16 protein-coding genes and 2 pseudogenes are annotated in these 17,873 nt (G+C 65.5%); 7 read left to right on the forward strand and 11 right to left on the reverse strand.

The genetic code is table 11. The annotated features are described in order from the left end of the window. Positions 1-115: 115 nt before the first annotated feature. Positions 116-283, reverse strand: a complete 168-nt coding sequence (locus ACOFKX_RS09095; RefSeq protein ID WP_419826681.1) for a hypothetical protein — start codon at positions 281-283, stop codon at positions 116-118. 172 nt (positions 284-455) lie between these two features. Between ACOFKX_RS09095 and ACOFKX_RS09100 the strand changes: the two genes are divergently transcribed. Together ACOFKX_RS09100 and ACOFKX_RS09105 are read left to right on the forward strand one after the other, a co-directional pair. Continuing rightward, the gene (locus ACOFKX_RS09100) at positions 456-1,793 is read left to right on the forward strand and encodes a hypothetical protein (RefSeq protein ID WP_419826682.1); all 1,338 of its coding nucleotides are present in this window, start codon (positions 456-458) and stop codon (positions 1,791-1,793) included. Between the two features lie 38 nt (positions 1,794-1,831). Beyond that, complete coding sequence (locus ACOFKX_RS09105) at positions 1,832-2,827, forward strand: S66 peptidase family protein (protein WP_419827389.1); 996 nt, start codon at positions 1,832-1,834, stop codon at positions 2,825-2,827. 341 nt (positions 2,828-3,168) lie between these two features. Here ACOFKX_RS09105 and ACOFKX_RS09110 read toward each other — a convergent pair whose 3' ends face one another. Beyond that, positions 3,169-3,309, reverse strand: coding sequence for a hypothetical protein (locus ACOFKX_RS09110; protein WP_419826683.1), 141 nt, complete (start codon positions 3,307-3,309; stop codon positions 3,169-3,171). A gap of 772 nt (positions 3,310-4,081) precedes the next feature. Continuing rightward, positions 4,082-5,211, reverse strand: a protein-coding gene (locus ACOFKX_RS09115; protein WP_419826167.1) for an IS3 family transposase whose coding sequence is annotated in 2 segments (ribosomal slippage) — positions 4,082-4,950 and positions 4,950-5,211 — 1,131 coding nt in all. Because the reading frame shifts where the segments join, the coding sequence is not laid out codon by codon here. 424 nt (positions 5,212-5,635) lie between these two features. Here ACOFKX_RS09115 and ACOFKX_RS09120 point away from each other — a divergent pair. Continuing rightward, positions 5,636-6,205: a peptidase S14 gene (locus tag ACOFKX_RS09120; protein ID WP_419826684.1), complete on the forward strand. Its 570-nt coding sequence runs from the start codon at positions 5,636-5,638 to the stop codon at positions 6,203-6,205. A gap of 1 nt (position 6,206) precedes the next feature. On the opposite strand, the gene ACOFKX_RS09125 is transcribed toward ACOFKX_RS09120, so the two are convergent. From ACOFKX_RS09125 to ACOFKX_RS09140, 4 genes are read right to left on the reverse strand one after another with little or no spacing between them, the layout of a single operon-like run. After that, a complete protein-coding gene (locus ACOFKX_RS09125; protein WP_419826685.1) occupies positions 6,207-6,956 on the reverse strand; it encodes a peptidase in 750 nt (249 codons plus the stop codon). A gap of 14 nt (positions 6,957-6,970) precedes the next feature. Further along, positions 6,971-7,795 carry a transglutaminase family protein gene (locus ACOFKX_RS09130; RefSeq protein WP_419826686.1) on the reverse strand — a complete coding sequence of 275 codons (825 nt, stop codon included), beginning with the start codon at positions 7,793-7,795 and terminating at the stop codon, positions 6,971-6,973. Next, complete coding sequence (locus ACOFKX_RS09135; RefSeq protein WP_419826687.1) at positions 7,795-8,730, reverse strand: alpha-E domain-containing protein; 936 nt, start codon at positions 8,728-8,730, stop codon at positions 7,795-7,797. Before ACOFKX_RS09135 ends, ACOFKX_RS09130 begins: the two co-directional genes overlap by 1 nt. Next, entirely contained in the window at positions 8,730-10,247 is a 1,518-nt protein-coding gene (locus ACOFKX_RS09140; protein WP_419826688.1) for a circularly permuted type 2 ATP-grasp protein, read from the reverse strand. Before ACOFKX_RS09140 ends, ACOFKX_RS09135 begins: the two co-directional genes overlap by 1 nt. 1,155 nt (positions 10,248-11,402) lie before the next feature. Here ACOFKX_RS09140 and ACOFKX_RS09145 point away from each other — a divergent pair. Next, entirely contained in the window at positions 11,403-11,702 is a 300-nt protein-coding gene (locus ACOFKX_RS09145; protein WP_419826689.1) for a transposase, read from the forward strand. A 191-nt stretch (positions 11,703-11,893) separates the two neighbouring features. Here ACOFKX_RS09145 and ACOFKX_RS09150 read toward each other — a convergent pair whose 3' ends face one another. The 3 genes from ACOFKX_RS09150 to ACOFKX_RS09160 all read right to left on the reverse strand — a co-directional run bounded on the left by ACOFKX_RS09150 (position 11,894) and on the right by ACOFKX_RS09160 (position 14,088). Beyond that, the gene (locus tag ACOFKX_RS09150) at positions 11,894-12,403 is read right to left on the reverse strand and encodes a hypothetical protein (protein WP_419826690.1); all 510 of its coding nucleotides are present in this window, start codon (positions 12,401-12,403) and stop codon (positions 11,894-11,896) included. A gap of 137 nt (positions 12,404-12,540) precedes the next feature. Then, on the reverse strand, positions 12,541-13,092 hold the full coding sequence (locus tag ACOFKX_RS09155) for a transposase (RefSeq protein WP_419827390.1): 552 nt from the start codon (positions 13,090-13,092) through the stop codon (positions 12,541-12,543). A gap of 96 nt (positions 13,093-13,188) precedes the next feature. Continuing rightward, entirely contained in the window at positions 13,189-14,088 is a 900-nt protein-coding gene (locus ACOFKX_RS09160) for a LysR family transcriptional regulator (protein WP_419826691.1), read from the reverse strand. A gap of 77 nt (positions 14,089-14,165) precedes the next feature. On the opposite strand from ACOFKX_RS09160, the gene ACOFKX_RS09165 reads away from it, so the two are divergent. Both ACOFKX_RS09165 and ACOFKX_RS09170 read left to right on the forward strand, forming a co-directional pair. Beyond that, positions 14,166-15,278 carry an S-(hydroxymethyl)glutathione dehydrogenase/class III alcohol dehydrogenase gene (locus ACOFKX_RS09165; RefSeq protein WP_419826692.1) on the forward strand — a complete coding sequence of 371 codons (1,113 nt, stop codon included), beginning with the start codon at positions 14,166-14,168 and terminating at the stop codon, positions 15,276-15,278. Next, positions 15,278-15,547, forward strand: a pseudogene (locus ACOFKX_RS09170) (ferredoxin). The gene ACOFKX_RS09165 and the pseudogene ACOFKX_RS09170 overlap by 1 nt, the downstream one beginning before the upstream one ends. 17 nt (positions 15,548-15,564) lie before the next feature. Here ACOFKX_RS09170 and ACOFKX_RS09175 read toward each other — a convergent pair. Further along, positions 15,565-16,608: pseudogene (locus tag ACOFKX_RS09175) on the reverse strand (IS630 family transposase). 244 nt (positions 16,609-16,852) lie between these two features. Here ACOFKX_RS09175 and ACOFKX_RS09180 point away from each other — a divergent pair. Next, positions 16,853-17,869: an aldo/keto reductase gene (locus ACOFKX_RS09180; RefSeq protein ID WP_419826693.1), complete on the forward strand. Its 1,017-nt coding sequence runs from the start codon at positions 16,853-16,855 to the stop codon at positions 17,867-17,869. Positions 17,870-17,873 lie beyond the last annotated feature (4 nt).

Raw genomic sequence — 17,873 nt, forward strand, 5'->3', positions numbered from 1 at the left:
ACGATCATGCCATCTCGGCTCAGCGGCTTCCGCTTAGGTCGGAAGACGCCGGCGGCCTAGCCTATCTCGGCGCTCGACTAGCTCTCGCTCGCCCGGCAGCGCGATCAGCTCTCACCTACGGCAAATCCTCTACCTCGACTAACACGTGCACGGGCTTGCCCTGCGGGTCGTCGGGCGGCGCTGTCACCGACTTGCCATCTTTCGATACTTTCGGCGTGCCCGCCACGCCGATCTCCTGGAGCACCGACTGAACGACGGTCGCAACACCTTTGGCATCTGCCATGCTGGTTTTCTCGGATGGGCTGGAGCGAAGTTATACCCCGCCCCGAGATGCTACATCATTCGCCGTGAGGTATTACAAGGATCAATGCCAAGCACGCGATCGATCTTAGCCGTTGATCGGATAGCCAGTTTGTGAAAAACTCTTTGGCGAGGTCTAGCTCCGTCGCCGGTACATGATCGTTCAGGAGGGGGGCGATGGCGGAGGCGGCGCGATCCGAACGTGCCTGTGGGGCCAAGCGTGGGCGTCGGGGCCGACGATCAACGTCGGCAAGTCCGGGGACGAGGTGAAGCCATTTGCCAATTTGGCGGACAAGGCGAACAAACTCGCCGAGGCGCACGGCACCGACCGCGAACGCGCGATGGTCCACGCGCTCCAGCTCCGCTACGAGGAAGGCGGCGGTGGCAAACCCGGCGCCCTCGCCTTGGCCAAAGCGATGACCACGCTGGCGGGCCAGTACCCCGCCGACGACGAGATCGCGGTCATGGCGGCCGATGCCTGGTTGATGACGGACGACAATAACGAGGAATGGAAACTCAGCGCCGGCATGGCGATGCCGCTGCTAGAGGTCGTGCTGACGCGTCGCCCGGACTATACGCCCGCGATATACTTCTACATCCACGCGACCGAGATTGCCGACCTGCCGGCTGAGGCTGAACCCTACGCCGATCGGCCAGCCGCGCTGGCGCTGCGCGCCAGCCACCTCATCCACATGCCGAGCCACACCTACTACTGGGTCGGCCGCTACCAGGACGCCGCCGATACCAGCGTGTGCTTAGTGGCGCTCGACGTCAAGAATGCGCACGCGCTGGGCCTGCCCCCGCCCGATGCCGTATGGAGCCTGTCCTACCACGCGCACAACGTCACCTACGGCCTTGGCGGCGCGTTGGAGGCGGGCGACGCCACCACCGCGCTGATGCTCGGCCGGCCGCTCGTCGGGCGCTCGCAGAAGCGCGACGCTGCCGGTCTGTTCAGCCAATTCCTCGCCGCGAACGGCTATTTCGGGTTGGCGCGCTTCGCGGATCCTGCGGAGGTGCTGGCGCTGCCCGTGCCCAAGCTGCCGATCCTGACGGCGGCGTGGCACTACGCGCGCGGCGAGGCATTGGCGCGCAAGGGCGATGACGCCGGTGTGCGCCGCGAGGCCGGCGCGATCGAGGGGATCAAGGGCAAGCTCTCCGCCGACGACGGCTCCGCGCAGGCGCAGCAGATGACGTTCATCGCGCGCGACGTGCTCGCCGGGCGCGCGGCGATGCTGGAGAAGCGCCCCACCGAGTCGGCGAATGCGTTCACGCGGGCGGCCGAGCAGCAGGAAGGCGACGACTTCTCCGCCGTGCCCGATCCGCCCGCCTGGTATTATCCCGTTGGGCGAGCCTATGCCCAGGCGCTGCTCGCGGCCGGCGACCGCACGGGTGCGCGTCGGAAAGCGGAGGCCGCGCTCAAGTATCGCGCCAAGGATCCCGGAACGCTCGCCCTGCTGCGCGGCATGGACGAGACGATGGCGACGCGCCTGTGATCGACAGACGGCAGGTGATCGGCTGGGCGGCGGCAGCGATGGCCGCCGGACCCGCTCCGTTGCGCGCCGCCCTCGCCCCTACTGCCGTTCGCAAGCCGCCGAGATTACGGCAGGGCGACGTCGTCGGCCTGATCGAGCCTGCCTTCTTCCCGGACGATCCATACGACATGCGCTTCGTGCAGGAGACGATCCGCGCGATGGGGCTGGTGCCGAAGCCGGGGCGGCACGTCGGCGATCGCTACGGGTATCTCGCCGGCACCGATGTCGATCGCGCCGCCGACATCAACGCGATGTACGCGGACCCCGAAGTGAAGGCCGTTTTCGCGATCCGCGGCGGCTGGGGCTGCGCGCGCGTCCTGCCCTTTCTCGACTTCCGCACAATCACGGCCAATCCCAAGCTGCTCGTCGGCTTCAGCGACCTTACCGCGCTGCACCTCGCCTTTGCGGCGCGCGCCGGGTTCGTGACGGTCCATGGCCCGAATGCGTCGAGTTCGTGGGGCAAAGACTCGTGGGAGCCGTTCCGCGCGCTCGCCTTCGATGCAGCGACCCCCACTTACGCTAACCCACAGGCGCACGACGATCGGCTGGTTCAGCGGAGCTGGCGGACGCGTGCAATCCGCGCTGGCAAGGCGAGGGGCAAGCTGCTCGGCGGCAACCTGTCGGTGCTCGTCTCGCTGCTAGGCACGCCGTACCTGCCCGACTTCACCGGAGCGATCCTCTTCGTCGAGGACACCGAGGAGCCGGAGTACCGCGTTGATCGCATGCTCACGCAGTTGCGGCTCGCGGGCATACTCGGCCGCGTCGCGGGCGTCGTGTTCGGCCAGTGCACCAAGTGCCAGGGCGACGGCCAATCCTACGGCGGCTTCACGCTTTCCGAGGTCTTGCAGCAGAACCTCGCGCCGCTCGGAGTCCCCGTCTACGAAGGCGCCGCTTTCGGCCACATCGCCAACCAGTTCAGCCTGCCGGTAGGCGTCCGCGCCGAGATCGACGCCGAAGTCGGGACGATCCGCATCCTCGAGCCCGCCGTCAGCTAACAAGCAAATTATCACCGTTGGAGCCAGCGTAATGGGGTCCGGCCGAATGCGCTATAACTATGAGCCTAGATGCCGACCGGCAGCGCGTAGCTGCCGCGCGATCCCGTTGAAGCTGGCGGTGCAGCCCCGCGCCCGGCCGATGTCGTTATCTCGAGCGGCCGCATCCCAGAACATCGTCAGCGGCCAACGCTCGGGACAATGGCGCAGCGGGGATCGCAGCGCTAGCCGTACCGGGAGCGTGTCGACGCGCACCTCGGTCGAAGGCAGCATGGCATCGCGCAAGATGCGGACCAGAGGCCGATGACCACTCGGCTCTGGCGCGAGAGCGGCAGCACCTGCAATCAGCGGAAGTTGCGGTCCTTGACCCGCACGACGGCATCCTTGGGGTCCATGCCGTCGGCGTGCGGCGGCCAGTAGCAGTCGCGCGGCCGCGGGCTGGCCTTGTCGCCTCGATCCGGCGCACCCGGCGTGCTTGGCGCCATCGCCGCGCCCGGTGTGGTGCGGTGCGGTGCGGTGCGGTGCGGTGCTAGAATCCATGTCGCCGACGCGGCGGAGCATGTCGGGCGTGGTTGACGGTCGTCTCGGAGACGAGGTGGATCACCTTGCCCTCGACGCGGCCACGGATCCCGATCATCACCGCCGACATGACGATACGGCGCTGCGCCTAGAGGCGTTCGGGCCAGATGATGCCGTCGGCGATGTCGGTCTCGTCCTTGATCGTCAGGACTAGCACACCTTGGCCGATTCGGGCTCTGGCGACGAGGATGATGCCCGGACCTCAATGCGGATGCCATCGCGGACCTGCTCGAGTTAGGCGCAACGCTGAACCAGTTAAGCGCTACGCGCCTTCGGCATGAGTATCCGCAAGCCCCACACCCCGAGATCGAGCGCATGGAACAGCGCCACGTCATTGATCAGCTGTCGCGCTGGTTGTGTCCGTCAAACTGGTGTAACTTCGGGTGTGGTCCCGGGCCGCATCTGGTCAGGCGGCCTTGGGTGTAATCTGTAGCTGGGCGACCTCCTCGATCTGCGGTGTGGCGAGGCGCGCCGGCGGCCGGCTCGCGAACTGCTCGAACCTTCCCCTGTCCCAGGTCTAGCCCATGAGATGGGATCGCTTGAGACTGCGTGGCGCACCAGTCTCTACTGATTGCATCAAAGAATGCCGGGGTGGCGTAAGTCTGTGCCGTGCCTCAGAGGTGGCTCGGTTTGTCTGCACAGGCTCGCGGCTCGGATAAGTGGACTGCCGCTGGTTGATCATGCCGCTGCGAGAAGCGGGTGGTTGAAGTATATCTGGTCGGGCGTTCTGCCGCCTAGCGCCGAGTGCGGTCGGACGGCATTGTAGAAGCCGAGGTAGCGGCCGATGCCGTCGCGAGCCTCGGGGACCGACGCGTAGGCGTGGAGATAGACCTCCTCGTATTTCACCGAGCGCCAGAGGCGCTCCACGAACACGTTGTCGCGCCAGCGACCCTTTCCGTCCATGCTGATGGCGACCTTCTCGCGGTGCAGGACGGCGGTGAACGCCGTGCTCGTGAACTGCGCGCCCTGGTCGCTGTTGAAGATCGCCGGCCTGCCGTGGCGGGCGATCGCCTCCTCCAGCGCCTCGATGCAGAACGCGATCTCGAGCGAGATCGACACCCGCCACGCCAGCACGCGCCGGGTGAACCAGTCGACGATGGCGACGAGGTAGACGAAGCCGCGAGCCATCGGGATGTAGGTAATGTCCGTTGCCCACACCTGGTTCGGCCGCGTCACCGCCAGCTTGCGCAGCAGGTATGGATAGATCTTGTGCCCCGGTGCCGGCTTCGACGTGTTCGGCCGCCGGTAGATCGCCTCCAACCCCATCCGCTTCATCAGCGTCGCGACATGCAGCCGACCAACGCTCACGCCCTCCTGCCGGAGCAGGTCGCGCAGCATCCGGCTGCCGGCGAACGGATAGAGCAGGTGCAGCTCGTCGATCCGCCGCATGATCGCCAGGTCAGTGCCCGGCACAGCGCGTGGCAGATAGTAGATGCTGCCGCGGCTGATCCCGAGCTGCCGCACCTGGGCAACCAGCGGCAGCGCATGACCACGGTCGATCATCGCTTTGCGCTCGGCAACAGACCGGCCTTGCCGAGCGCACCGGCCAAAAAATCATTCGCCAGCGTCAACTCGCCGATCTTCGCGTGCAGCACCGTCACATCGACGGTTGGCTCTGTCGCTGTGGGCTCCGACCCGAACACGTCCGCTGCCCCCTCAAGCAGCCGTGCCCGCCACTGGTTGATCAGGTTCGGATGCACGTCATACTGCTGCGCCAGCTCGGCCAGCGTTTTCTCGCCCTTCACGGCAGCCAGCGCCACCCTGGCCTTGAACGCCGGGCTGTGGTTCCGGCGCGGTCGCTTGCTCATCTTGCCTCCTGCTCGCGGCCAGCATGGCCGCTGTCAGATCGGCAATCCACTTATCCCCGCTGTGCAGATTCCCCGAGCCACCTCTCCTCTTCGCGGCGGAGGCGTCCTTGGCCCGTGGCGCCGCCGACCAGACGCGCGCTTTCGGAGCCGTCATCAGGCGACCACGCTTCCGGGTTTCGAAGGCCCGGCCAGGATCAGCAACGCTTTGTCAAACCATTCCTAAGGTCATTCTGCTTTACACGAGGATCGGCGCCGTCGAGCGCAGGAGTTGTAGGCTTTCACACCTAAGCTTGTGTTGGATAGGGCGAGTGGATCTCACTGCCGCACTTACGGACGCGTACGACGTCCGGGATGCTTGGCTCTTTACCTCGGCAAACGCATCGGTATCTGCGGAACATCCTCATCCCCAACGTTTTGAAGCGCCATGGAAGCCAGGCCACTCACCCCCTCCGATTTCCACCGACCCGAGGTTTTGCTGTCCGGCACCGTCGATCAGGTGATGTATGCCGAGTTCCGTCGCCAGCTCGATGCTTCGTCGGAGGAGGGCTTGTGCGTGATCGAATTGTCCACTTTGGGCGGTGACCCGGAAGTCGCGCGCCTCATGGGCGAGGACGTGCGGTTTCACAGTGACCTCAAGCCCGGGCGCCGGTTTATCTTCCTGGGAAAGGCGGCGATATACTCGGCCGGCACGACCTTCATGAGCTTCTTCGCGCGCGCCAACCGCTATCTTACCCGCGGGACGCGGCTGATGATCCACGAGCGGCTGATGGCGTCGACGCTCCCGATCAACGGACCACTCACCACCTGCGTCGCGGCGGTCGAGGCCAAGCTCAACGAGATCAGGGCATCGATCGCGATACAGGACGAAGGCTTCGACAACCTCGTCCGTGGATCGCAGGTATCGCTCGACGAGGTGCGCGAGCGTGCCACCAGCAACTGGTATATCGAGGCTTCCGAGGCGCAGGCGCTCGGCCTGATCGAAGGGGTGCTGTAGCTCAGTCCGGCGCCAGGAAGGGGGGCTGGGGGATGGTGGCCCGCACCTCGTCGAGCAGCATGGACCAGCGCATCGACAGGTCGTCGAAATAAATGTCGCGCACCTCGATCCGCCGCGAGACGACCGGCGCCTCGGCGTCGGCGGGAATGACCATCAGATCAAGCGGTCGGCCCACCGACAGGTTCGACCGCATCGTCGAGTCGAAGCTGATGAGCCCGATCTTGACCGCCTCGTTGACGGGCATGTCGTGGCGCAGCGAACGGTCCAGGATCGGCTTGCCATATTTAATATCGCCGATCTGGAGGAAGGGCTTGTCGCGCTGGCATTCAATGAAGTTACCCGCCTCGTAGAAGAGATAGAGCCGCAGCCGCTCATGCCCGACCCTGCCTCCCAGCAGCAGCGACACGCCAGTCGCGATCCCCTGCGCCGCCAGCCCCGCCGCAACCCGGTCCGACGCGATCGCCATCGCCTCGCCGACGAGATGCGCGGCGCGGAACATCGAAGGCACGTCGCTCAGCCGACGCGGCGGAGCACCCTCCTCCGCGGGCGGCAGTCCCTCCGCGAGCGTCGCCAGGATGCGCTGCGTCATCGAGAGATTGCCGGCGCTCGCCACCACCAGCAGGCGGTCGGGGCCGCTCGCGACGAGGTGGAGCTTGCGGTAGGTCGAGATGTCGTCAACGCCCGCGTTGGTGCGCGTGTCCGCGATCATCACCAGTCCATCGTCGACCAGCATACCGAGCCCGTACGTCACCGCAGCTCTCTCCTTCAGCTCGGTCGTTGCGCGTCGGCTTGCGTCACGGACACGGCGACGTCGAGCCGTTCGTCGCCCGCACCGGTGCGCGCGCCGGCGATCGGCGCCGCCTCGCGATAGTCGAGGCCAACCGCGACGCGGACATAGGCCTCGTCGGGCGAGATGCCGTTCGCGCCGTCGAAGCCCACCCAGCCCAGCTCTTCGACGAACGCCTCCGCCCAAGCATGCGCGGCGGTCTGCTCGTCCGCGCCGTCGCGGCGGTAGAGGTGGCCCGAGACGTAGCGGGCGGGGATCTCCATTTCACGCGCCGCGGCGACGAAGATGTGCGCGAAATCCTGGCAGACGCCGTGCCCGCGCGATAGCGCCTCGGCGGCAGTGCGGCGGACATCCATGCCGCGCGCGTCGAACCGTATCGTCCCGGCGAGCCCTCGGGCGAGCGCGTGGAGCCGCGGGAGCGCCGTGTCGCCCGCTGCAAGCGCGTCCGACGCCAGCGCGGCGATCGCGGAATTGGCCTGGGTGAGCGGCGTCGGGCGGAGGAAGGCGGCGGGGGGCAGCGGCTCGGTCGTGCCCTGAACGATGCCGGAGCGATCCTCAGTCAGCACCTCGCCCGTGACTTCGATCGTCAACGACTCAAGCGGGCCATCGACATAGATCATGGTGGTCTCATTGCCGTAGCCGTCGCGTGCCCGCCGCAGACGGGCGTCGCAGTCGACGCTGATGTCCCAGCCCGTGACCGCTTGGCCGGCGAAGCTCGGCGGTGTCAGGCGCGCGAGCTGGACCAGCCGCTGTTGAGGCTGATCGAAGCGATAGGTCGTGCGGTGGCGTACGTGCAGCCGCATCAGGTGAACCGGAACTGCTGCGAGATCGCGCGGTCAAGCTCGGCGATCTCACCGAGGAAGCGGTCCAGATACTCGTGGAGACCGCCCTGAAACAGCGCGGCGGCGCTGGTCTCCCGCATTTGTCGGCGTTGAGCCCGCGCCAATCGGTCTGCCTCGCCCTGCCATCCGGTGCGCTGGGCTATGCGCGTCAGCAGCGTCCCGATGCGTTCGATGGAGTTCGTCAGCGAGCGCGGCAGTTCGTCGCGCAGGATCAGGAGCTCGGCGACCAGCCACGGCTTCAACCCTTCGCGGTAGAGCCAACGATAGGCGGTGACGGCTGAAACGGTGCGCAGGATGCCCGTCCACTGATCGCGATCCACCGCCCCGCCGACCGGCTCGCCCTCGGGCAGCAGCAGGTGATACTTGACGTCGAGCAGGCGCGCGGTCCCGTTCGCGCGCTCGACGGCAGTACCGAGCGCGATGAACGCGCGCGCCTCGTTGTGGAGCATCCGGTTGAGCGCACCTTCGAAGCCGCGCGCATCGGACTTCACCTCCTCCACCAGCGTCAGGATTTCCTCGGCATTGCCGAGTTGGAGGCGCTCGCGGACGCTGATCCACGCGCGGTTGATCGAGATCCACGCCTCTCGCGACAGCGCGGTGCGCACTGCACGCGAGTTGTGGCGCGCAGCCTCGATGCAGGAGCGGATAGAGCTTGGATTGGCAGTGGACAGCAGCAAGTGTCGCGTAACGGCGGCAGGATCCATCCGCTCGCCCGATGCGGTGAAGCCTCCATCGGCGGACGCGACCGCCAGTGCGGACGCCCAGGCGTCGCTTCCCGCCGGGCGCGCGGCGAGTTGATCGAGGCGCAACGTCGCCTCGACCAGCTGGGCGGTGAATTCCGCCCGCTCGACGTAGCGGCCGAGCCAGTAGAGCGAGGCGGCGGTGCGCGACAGCATCAGCCGGCGCCGCCGCCGGGCGGGTTGAGCTGGAGGTCGGGCAAGATCTGGCTCTGGTGCATACCGTCCAGCGACTGGGACTGGCTCATCCACGGCGCACCCAGCACGAAGCTGTCTTTGGTGCCGCCGCCTTGGCTTGAGTTCACCACCAGCGAACCCTCGCGCAGCGCCACGCGGGTGAGCCCGCCCGGCGTGATGGTAACACCGTCGGCGCGGGAAAGCACGAAGGGGCGGAAGTCGATGTGGCGCGGCATCAGGCCACTCTCGGTCAGCGTCGGACAGGTGGAGAGCGCGAGAGTCGGCTGCGCGATGTAGCGGTGCGGTTCGGCCTTCAGCGCCGCGCGGAAATGATCGACTTCGTCGCGGCTCGCAGTCGGGCCGACGAGCATTCCATAGCCTCCCGATCCGTCGACAAGCTTTACCACCAGCTCGTCTAGGTGGTCGAGCGTGTAGCGGAGCGCGTCGGGCTCTCGGCAGCGGAACGTCTCGACGTTGGGAAGCAGTGCGTCGCCGCCCGAGTAGTAGCGCACGATCTCGGGCATGTAGCTGTAGATCGCCTTGTCGTCGGCGATTCCGGTACCCGGCGCATTGACCAGCGCGACATTCCCCGCCCGATAGGCGGAGATCAGCCCCGGCACGCCGAGCAGCGAGTCCGCCCGGAAAATCAGCGGATCGAGGAAATCGTCGTCGATGCGCCGGTAGATCACGTCAACGCGGACCCGGCCCGAGATGGTGCGCATCCAGACGACGTCGTCGGAGACTTCGAGATCGGCCGCCTCGACGAGTTCGATGCCGAGATTGTCGGCGAGGAAGCTGTGCTCGTAGAAGGCGGAATTGAACGGCCCGGGCGTGAGCAGCACGCACACCGGTTCGCGGCTGGACCGATCGGGCGCGACGGAGCGCATGGCCGACAGCAGCGCGTCCGGATAGCCGTCGACCGGCAGTACGGGAAACAGCGTGAAGAGTTCCGGGCACAGCCGTAGCATCGCCTCGCGGTTCTCGATCATGTACGAAACGCCCGACGGCGTGCGGACGTTATCCTCCAGCACGAAGAAGTCGGTCGGCCCCGTACGGACGATATCGATACCGCAGACATGAGCGAAAATGCCCTTGGGCGGCCGAATGTCCGAGATGGGAGCGGCGAACTGCGGGTTGCGCAGGATCAGGTCGGCAGGGATTACGCCGTCCTTTAGTATGCGCCGCTCGCCATATATGTCCCGGAGGAAAGCGTTGATCGAGAGGACGCGCTGCTCGAGGCCGCGGCTGAGCGTCGCCCACTCGGGCGCGCTGAACAGGCGCGGCAGGATGTCGAAAGGGATGATCCGCTCCGCCGCCTCTTCCTCGCCATAGACCGCGAAGGTGACGCCGATCTGCCGAAAGGCGAGTTCGGCCGCGTCCTGCCGCCGTTTGAAGTCGTCGATCGGCATGCGCGCGAGCCACTCGGCCAAGGCCGCGAATTCCTGACGAGGCGAACCATCCGCCCCGAAGATTTCGTCAAATGCACCGCCGGCCCGCATGGCGCCTCCAGATCGTCAGAAGCAATGGTGCAATGAAATGGTGCGCCGCACAAGCCATTCCAGGGCGTGGCCCGTTCGCGCGAGCCGACTTCAAGAACTGACGTTGAACCACTCGCGGATCACCCGTCAGACTCCGTCTCCGGAAACCTGGTCGTCCCGCCGCTCGTTAGGCGGATCTCTGTCAGACCAGTGGCACCAAGCCTCCGATCCAGGTACGACGAGCAGCGGCCGCCCATCTGGTCGTGCAAGGCAGAGTGGTCTGAGATGGACCGCGACCTTGCCGAGGCTTTTGCACCGGAGCGGCCTCGACCCGCCACGACCCGGTGAAGCGTCCCGCATGAAGTACTCGTTCACAGCCGCCGGACCCGTCCGAGATCGTCCGTCTCGCCCAAATGCGATCAGGCTAGGCTGGGCGACGCCCTCAAGTGGCTCAGCGCGGCCGTTGGCTGGTCTTCGCAGGATCCTGGAGCGGGCGAGTAATTTAGACCTCAAACCCTAGCCTTATTAGGTAATTACATATTCTGATGCATCTATGTGCGCTTGCGTAAGCTAATCCTCTGTGATCACGCGATTGCGTTTGCATGCGTGAGCATGGCCGAGCGCCAATACTTGGCCCCTTGTTACGCGGCTTTACACAGCGAGCATCAAGGTTGGGGTCAGGAGGTTGGGGGGTCAGAGAAATAAAGCTGACGCAGGCGCTCGCAAGAGGCGATTTGCCGCACGCTGGGCACGCATGCGCACGTTTCTGGCCCGTTGCCCGCCGCGAAGATCAGGGCCGACTGCGCAGCCCTCTTTCTGGAGAGCACAGACGTTAGCCGTGCATCGCTTAACCGACAAGTGGCTTCAGGAGTCGAGCATAGTGCCCGACGGCGGCCGGCGAGACGTCGTCAATTTGCCCTGTCCCGGCTTCCGTCCCGGAAGGCAGTCAACAAACATTCCAGCGAATAATGACGGCATTAGTCTGACGCCGCGTAACACTCAGGTGCAAGCTATAGCGCCCTTCAGCATCGGTCAGATCTACCGGATGTTTAAGGCCCGCACTTTTCTCGATCTATTCTATTTGGTCATGGCCGCGTCGCCTAGGTTGAGAACCTGCACAGATTGTTGTGGTGCTGCGATAATAGCTGCTTCTGATGGGTTCGGGCAGGAGCGGCTATGGCACGGCATCTGTTCTGGCTGTCTGATGGGGCGTGGGCGGCGATCGAGCCTCATCTTCCGCATGGGCGCCCGGGCAAGCCGCGGGTGGACGATCGCACGGTGATCTCTGGCATCCTGCACGTGCTGAAGACCGGACGCCGGTGGCGCGAAGTTCCGGCTGCCTATGGGCCGCCGACGACAACCGCTATAACCGGTGGGCGTCGCGCGGAATCTGGCAGCGCCTGTTCGAGAAGACAGCCGGTGCCGGGCCCGTGCCTGGCGAGCTGTCGATCTGCACCTTCTCGGACGGCAAGCTGAAGCTTGCCGGGGGACAACGATTACGATCCAGACGAACTTAATAGAAGCGATGAAGTTCCCGAAGAATCGGCGCGTATGTCGAGCCACTCGACGGCACCATCGAGCTGGTCAACGTCAAGACGATCCGTTGATTTCGTCCAGGTCGCTGGGTACATCGCAGCCTCGACAACGCCGGTCTCGGGATCACCGGGTCATCGGCAGCCACCTCGTCCGTGCCACTGCTTCTCAACATAATATTTGACGCCACGGTAGTCCGCCTCGGGACCGAACGCATCCGCCGCTGGAGCCGGTACGGCACCGGGCGTACCGTCGGGTTCCAGAGACGTGTAGCGGATGATGAAGCGGGCGCGACAACGGCCCTCGTCGACGACTTGCATCGTCGTGGATCCGGGATGGAAGTTAGCAGAGTAGACATAAACAAGGTAACGGGCTTTGTTGTCGACGTGAACAAGCGTCTCGTCAATCGATGTGGGGATAACAAAGTTCGGATCGCCGACTTCGGGTGGAGGAATCAATCCCTTCATCTTCGCCGGGTCAAACAGGCACCGGCGGGTCCGCGGAATCTGCCGCTCGGTCTGACCGGCGACGAGGCTGCAGCTCAACATCGGCGCCTTCGGCTTTCCAGGCACCGCCACCCACCACTTCATCACGCCACCCCAGTCCGTCAGCACGCTCCACAAAGCGGCGGCCGGGGCGCTCACGACACCTTCCTGCTGTACTGCCCGTTGCACGTAACGAGGTGTGACGCCACTATGGCTGGCTGCCGACGCCGGCGATGCCAAAAGCGGCGCAGGCGCCGCTATGAGCATGAGTCCCAGCAGGCCGGCCGCGGCGGTTGCTACAGGAGAATGAGACATGGCGCTTCACCCGATCGTTGCGGCGAGGACGAGACCCTAGGGAGTGGGCTCGAGAAGCACAACATGCGCTGCCATAAGCAGGACGGCGCTGTCGGGCCCTGCCGGTCGGGTTCATTGTAGCCGGGAAGACGTTGGCCGACTTGATGCGGCAATAGGACGTGCACCCGAACCTCGGCCACCGGTGCAGTCGCGGCTGCTAAGGCGTATTCTGCCTTAGTTGATGGCGTACTGTGAGTTTTGCGGATAGTTCCGTAACTCAGTCGAGCGGAAGGCATCGAGCAGTTGGCCGATGCTGGTTTGGACGGCCTCGCGGTTGGGGCGACGGCCTTGCGGAGCAGCGCCTCGAGCTTGAGAAAGACCTGCACGATGGGGTTCAGGTCGGGAGAGTATGGCGGCGAGTAGAGGATGCTGGTGCCGATAGCCCGCACCGCTTCGGCGACGCCGGTGACCTTGCGGGCGGAGAGGTTGCCCATCGCCACAACGTCGCCGGGCTCAAGTTCGTGCGCGAGGAACTGGCGGACGCACGCGAACAGCGGTACCGGCTGGCTGCTTCATCTTCCGGTGGAGGCTATGGCGCAGCGTGCGGGCTGATGCCAGCCGCCCTCCCCTTGAGATGAAAGCCAGCGTCTTCAGACGTCGCCAACGGCCCGTCCGAGTGCGGGATCAAGCTTGGCGCGCAACGTCGCAATGAACGCGCGGACCGTCGGCAGCGGGTGGCGTTGCTGTGGGCAAACGGCCCATATCAGTTGATCTCGCGGGGCAAAGTCGGCCAGCAGCATTTCCAGCCGTCCGTCTCGGATCGCCTCCAGGACTTGGAAGTCGGGCAGCTGGCATAGTCCGAGTCCCGCCACCGCCGCCTCGAAGACCGCATCCCCGTTGTTGCACCGCCAGCGCCCCTCCGGCCGAAATGAGCGCTCGGAGCCGTCGACCTCAAAGCGCCATGTCGACGCCGTGCCGAGCAGGCAATCGTGCCGGGCCAACTCGTCCAGAGCGACGGGACGTCCCGCCCGAGCCAGGTAGGCGGGGGCGCCGCACAGACAGAGGCGGCGCGAGGAGATGCGAGTGGCGGTGAGGCTGGAGTCGCTCAGCACGCCGGTTCGTATCGCGAGGTCATAGCCTTCGGCAACGAGATCGTGGACGCGATTCGACAGGTCCAGCGTAACCGCGACCCTGGGATTGTCCAGCAGGAAGCCAGCCATGATCGGCGCGACGTAGCGTGATCCGAAGGCGGTCGCGCAGGTAATGCGGAGTTCGCCGTGCGGCTCTTCCGTCTCCCCAACGAGTGCGAGGGCTTCGTCGCGCTGGCGGGCGGCATCCTGGCAGCGTTGGAACAGCGCGCGGCCGACGTCGGTCAGGGCGACCTGGCGGGTGGTACGGTACAAGAGCTGCACTTGAAGCCGCTCCTCAAAAGCGGCGATGGCGCGGCTAATCTGCGAGGTGGAGGCGCCGAGCCGGCGTGCGCCGCCGACGAAACTCCCAGCTGTTGCGACGGCGACGAACTCATCAATCCCATCCCATCTTGGTCGCACGCGTTATCCCAAACATGCAATAATTCATTGCTCAATCGCACGTTTCGACAGCAAGGACTATGAGCTAATTATCACCCATGAAGACGCGTGCAGCGGTGGCGTTCGAGGCGAAGCGCCCGCTCCAGATTGTGGAGCTTGATCTTGAGGCCCCCCGCGCGGGCGAAGTGCTGGTCGAGATCATGGCGACGGGCATCTGTCACACCGACGCCTACACGTTGGAAGGGCTCGACTCCGAGGGGCTTTTTCCGTCGATCCTCGGTCACGAGGGCGCGGGCATCGTGCGCGAGGTGGGGGCGGGGGTGACGAGCGTCGCACCCGGCGATCACGTAATTCCGCTCTACACGCCCGAGTGTCGCCAATGTAAGAGCTGTCTCTCGGGCAAGACCAACCTATGCACCGCGATCCGCGCCACTCAGGGCAAGGGACTAATGCCCGATGGCACCAGCCGGTTCAGCTACAAGGGCCAGCCGATCTTCCACTATATGGGCTGCTCGACCTTCGCGAACTTCACCGTGCTGCCGGAGATCGCGGTTGCGAAGATCCGCGAGGACGCGCCGTTCAAGACCAGTTGCTATATCGGCTGCGGCGTGACGACAGGCGTCGGCGCGGTGGTCAACACCGCCAAGGTCAAGGTTGGCGAGAACGTCGTCGTGTTCGGTCTGGGCGGAATCGGCCTCAACGTAATCCAGGGCGCCAGGCTTGCCGGCGCGAGCCGGATCATCGGCGTCGACATCAACCCTGATCGCGAGGAATGGGGCCGCCGGTTCGGCATGACCGACTTCCTCAACACTAAAAGCCTGTCACGAGAGCAGACCATCGCAGAGCTCGTCGAGCTTACCGGTGGCGGTGCCGACTACACCTTCGATGCGACTGGAAACACCGAGGTAATGCGGACCGCCCTGGAGGCGTGCCATCGCGGCTGGGGCACCTCGATCATCATCGGCGTCGCCGAAGCGGGCCGCGAGATCGGCACGCGGCCGTTCCAGCTCGTGACGGGGCGTAACTGGCGAGGCACAGCGTTCGGCGGGGCCAAGGGCCGCACAGACGTGCCAAAGATCGTCGACTGGTACATGAATGGCCAGATAGAGATCGATGCCATGATCACGCACGTCCTCACCCTCGACGAGATTAACAAGGGCTTCGATCTCATGCGTAAGGGCGAAAGCATTCGCTCGGTCGTGATCTACTAATGCCGTGGCTAACCGTCACGACGCGTGAGGGCGGGACGCATGACGTATAAGGCCGGTTTTTCGGTGATGGGGTGATCCGCGACGCCGTTTTCGACGAACTGCTCGCACTTTGTAGAGGCTGCTGCTCCTGCGTGACCTGCCACGTTCGTGTCGCGCCAGAGTGGCTCGGCCGGCTGCCTCCGATTAGCGATGACGAGGACGATCTGCTCGACAGCTCCTCGCATCGCGATTCAACCTCGCGCCTGTCGACCCTAATACCAAGTCCCTGAGGTCATGACGCATGAGCTCAGCGGCGCAGGCCGAGGGCCATGGTGCGCCAGGGCTGGTCGATCAACTTGTTCCAGGCATGGCAGCAATGGTCGAGGATGTCGGCGTAGGAGCCGAACACACGGTTTGAGAGCCAGTTGTCGCGCATGAACTGCCAGACGTTCTCGACGGGGTTGAGCTCGGGCGAGCGCGGCGGCAGCGGCATGAGGGCGATGTTGTCGGGCACGACGAGGTTGCGCGCGCCATGCCAGCCGGCCTGGTCAAGCAGCAGCACGGCGTGAGCGCCGGAGGCCACCGCTGTAGAGATCTCGGCGAGGTGGAGCGTCATGCCCTCAGTGTTGCAGCGGGGCAGGACGAGTGCCGCCCCCTTGCCCTCGGCGGGGTAGATCGCACCGTAGATGTAGGCGGACGCGGTGCGCTGATCTTACGCCGCCGCCGGCCGCGTGCCGCGTCTCGCCCATCGCCGCGCGATGCCGTTCTTCTGGCCGACGCGTGCCTCGTCCTGCCACCACAGCTCTACGGCCGTGCCGTAGGGCAGCCGCGCGCGGATCGCCGCCAGCTTGGCTGGGAAGTCTTTTAAAAAACGGGGATGATGTCTGCATCCTGAGCTTGGTGGCGCGGCCGTGCCGACAGCTTGCGGTAGCCGAGCGCGCGCAGCTCGCGGCTCAGCGTCTGCTTGCTGATCGACAGCGCGAACTCATCCCACACCCACTGTGCCAGGTCGATCAGGCGCCAGCGCACCACGCCATGCACCGCCGGGATCGGACCTGCCTCGACCATCTCCGCCAAGGCACGGCGCTGGTCGGCGCTGAGCATCGGGCGGCAGCCCGGCGGCTTGCGGTCGATGAGCCCGGACGGACCCTCGGCGTTGAACCGCACCACCCAGTCCCGCACGATCTGAAGCGTGACACCGCCGACCCGCGCCGCCTCGCTGCGGCTCTCGCGCTCGTAGATCGCCGCAAGCGCCAGCAGCCCGTACCTGCTTCGCATCGCGGCTCGTCCGAGCCAGCTTGCGCAACGCCGCCCCATCGAAGTCCCACCGCAACTGCACCGCCGCCGCCACCGCGAACCTCCCTCAGCCCGCGATCTTGAATCATGCCAACGGCCGCTCGGGAAGCCTGCCGTGAGTCAGCCCCCAGCGACTTGGTATCAGGCCGTCCGACCGTGCGGCCCTCCCCAAACGCCCGCAAACCTTGACATGGGACGTGGTAATCAGCTCGCTTCCGGCATTCAGGCGCTTGAGCCGTTCGCCGAGCCGTTGCCAACACCTCTTGTTCTCCCGTCGCGAACTATCGGAGCAACCGACCATGGACCTGACCGCCTACCGCGTGCTTGGCCGATCAGGCCTCGAAGTCAGTCCCTTGGCACTCGGAACCGGCCGCTGGGGCGGGGGAGATCGCAGCGCGCTCCGGGCGATGTACGAGATCTACACCGACGCGGGCGGCAATTTCGTGGACACTGCCGACGTCTATGGCAGCGAGGAGATGCTAGGCGACTTCCTCGGCGCCGGCATCCGCGACCGGATCATCTTAGCGAGCAAATGCGGCTTCGCGTCGCCTGACGGCACGGGCGGCAACGGTGGTCGCCACATTCGAGCGGCACTTGAAGGATCGCTGAAGCGGCTACGGACGGATCATCTGGATCTCTACTGGATCCATATCTGGGATCAGGTCACCCCCGTTGAGGAGGTGCTCGGCACGCTCGTCGATCTCGTCAAGGCGGGTAAGATCCGTCATTTTGGCCTGTCCAACGTGCCGGCGTGGTATGTCGCAAAGATGGCCACGCTCGCCGGAGCGCACGGAGTACCTGGACCGGTCGCGCTGCAACTCCAATATTCGCTCGCCGAACGCGGCATCGAACTTGAGCATTTCGATGCGGCCGAAGATCTCGGTCTCGCGATCGTTCCGTGGAGTCCGCTTGGCGGCGGCCTGCTCGCGCGGCGCGAGCGGACTGACGACGCGGCTACCGCATCCCACGACTACGAGGAGAGCGGCCCGTTCGGCCTGCTTAAACCGACCGCACGCAACGCGCTCATCCGAAAGGTTGTTCTCGCGATCGCAGACGAGTCCCGTGCTACGCCCGCGCAGGTTGCACTGGCGTGGGTCGTCGGGAGGCAAGGTGTCGCCTCCACTCTGATCGGTGCCACCCGCGCGGCACAGATGGTCGAGAACGTCGCCGCGCTCAAAGTCGTGCTGACGCCGGAGCAGCAGGAACGGCTCGACGTGGTCAGCACTGTCGGACGACGCTATCCACACACGCTGTTCACCCCGGCGATGCGCGACACGGTATTCGGCGGACAAGGGGCGCCGGCAGGAGCGAGTTAAGCAG

Origin of the sequence: Sphingomonas sp. (assembly GCF_965200105.1) — a bacterium.
Lineage (GTDB): Bacteria > Pseudomonadota > Alphaproteobacteria > Sphingomonadales > Sphingomonadaceae > Solisphingomonas.

Bases quoted from the DNA above. Each gene is read 5' to 3' on its own strand.
- ACOFKX_RS09135 (WP_419826687.1), bottom strand. From the start codon at position 8,730: ATGCTGTCGCGCACCGCCGCCTCGCTCTACTGGCTCGGCCGCTACGTC.
- ACOFKX_RS09180 (WP_419826693.1), top strand. From the start codon at position 16,853: ATGGACCTGACCGCCTACCGCGTGCTTGGCCGATCAGGCCTCGAAGTC.
- ACOFKX_RS09120 (WP_419826684.1), top strand. From the start codon at position 5,636: ATGGAAGCCAGGCCACTCACCCCCTCCGATTTCCACCGACCCGAGGTT.
- ACOFKX_RS09095 (WP_419826681.1), bottom strand. From the start codon at position 283: ATGGCAGATGCCAAAGGTGTTGCGACCGTCGTTCAGTCGGTGCTCCAG.
- ACOFKX_RS09100 (WP_419826682.1), top strand. From the start codon at position 456: ATGATCGTTCAGGAGGGGGGCGATGGCGGAGGCGGCGCGATCCGAACG.
- ACOFKX_RS09110 (WP_419826683.1), bottom strand. From the start codon at position 3,309: ATGGCGCCAAGCACGCCGGGTGCGCCGGATCGAGGCGACAAGGCCAGC.
- ACOFKX_RS09140 (WP_419826688.1), bottom strand. From the start codon at position 10,247: ATGCGGGCCGGCGGTGCATTTGACGAAATCTTCGGGGCGGATGGTTCG.
- ACOFKX_RS09130 (WP_419826686.1), bottom strand. From the start codon at position 7,795: ATGCGGCTGCACGTACGCCACCGCACGACCTATCGCTTCGATCAGCCT.
- ACOFKX_RS09165 (WP_419826692.1), top strand. From the start codon at position 14,166: ATGAAGACGCGTGCAGCGGTGGCGTTCGAGGCGAAGCGCCCGCTCCAG.
- ACOFKX_RS09145 (WP_419826689.1), top strand. From the start codon at position 11,403: ATGGCACGGCATCTGTTCTGGCTGTCTGATGGGGCGTGGGCGGCGATC.
- ACOFKX_RS09105 (WP_419827389.1), top strand. From the start codon at position 1,832: ATGGCCGCCGGACCCGCTCCGTTGCGCGCCGCCCTCGCCCCTACTGCC.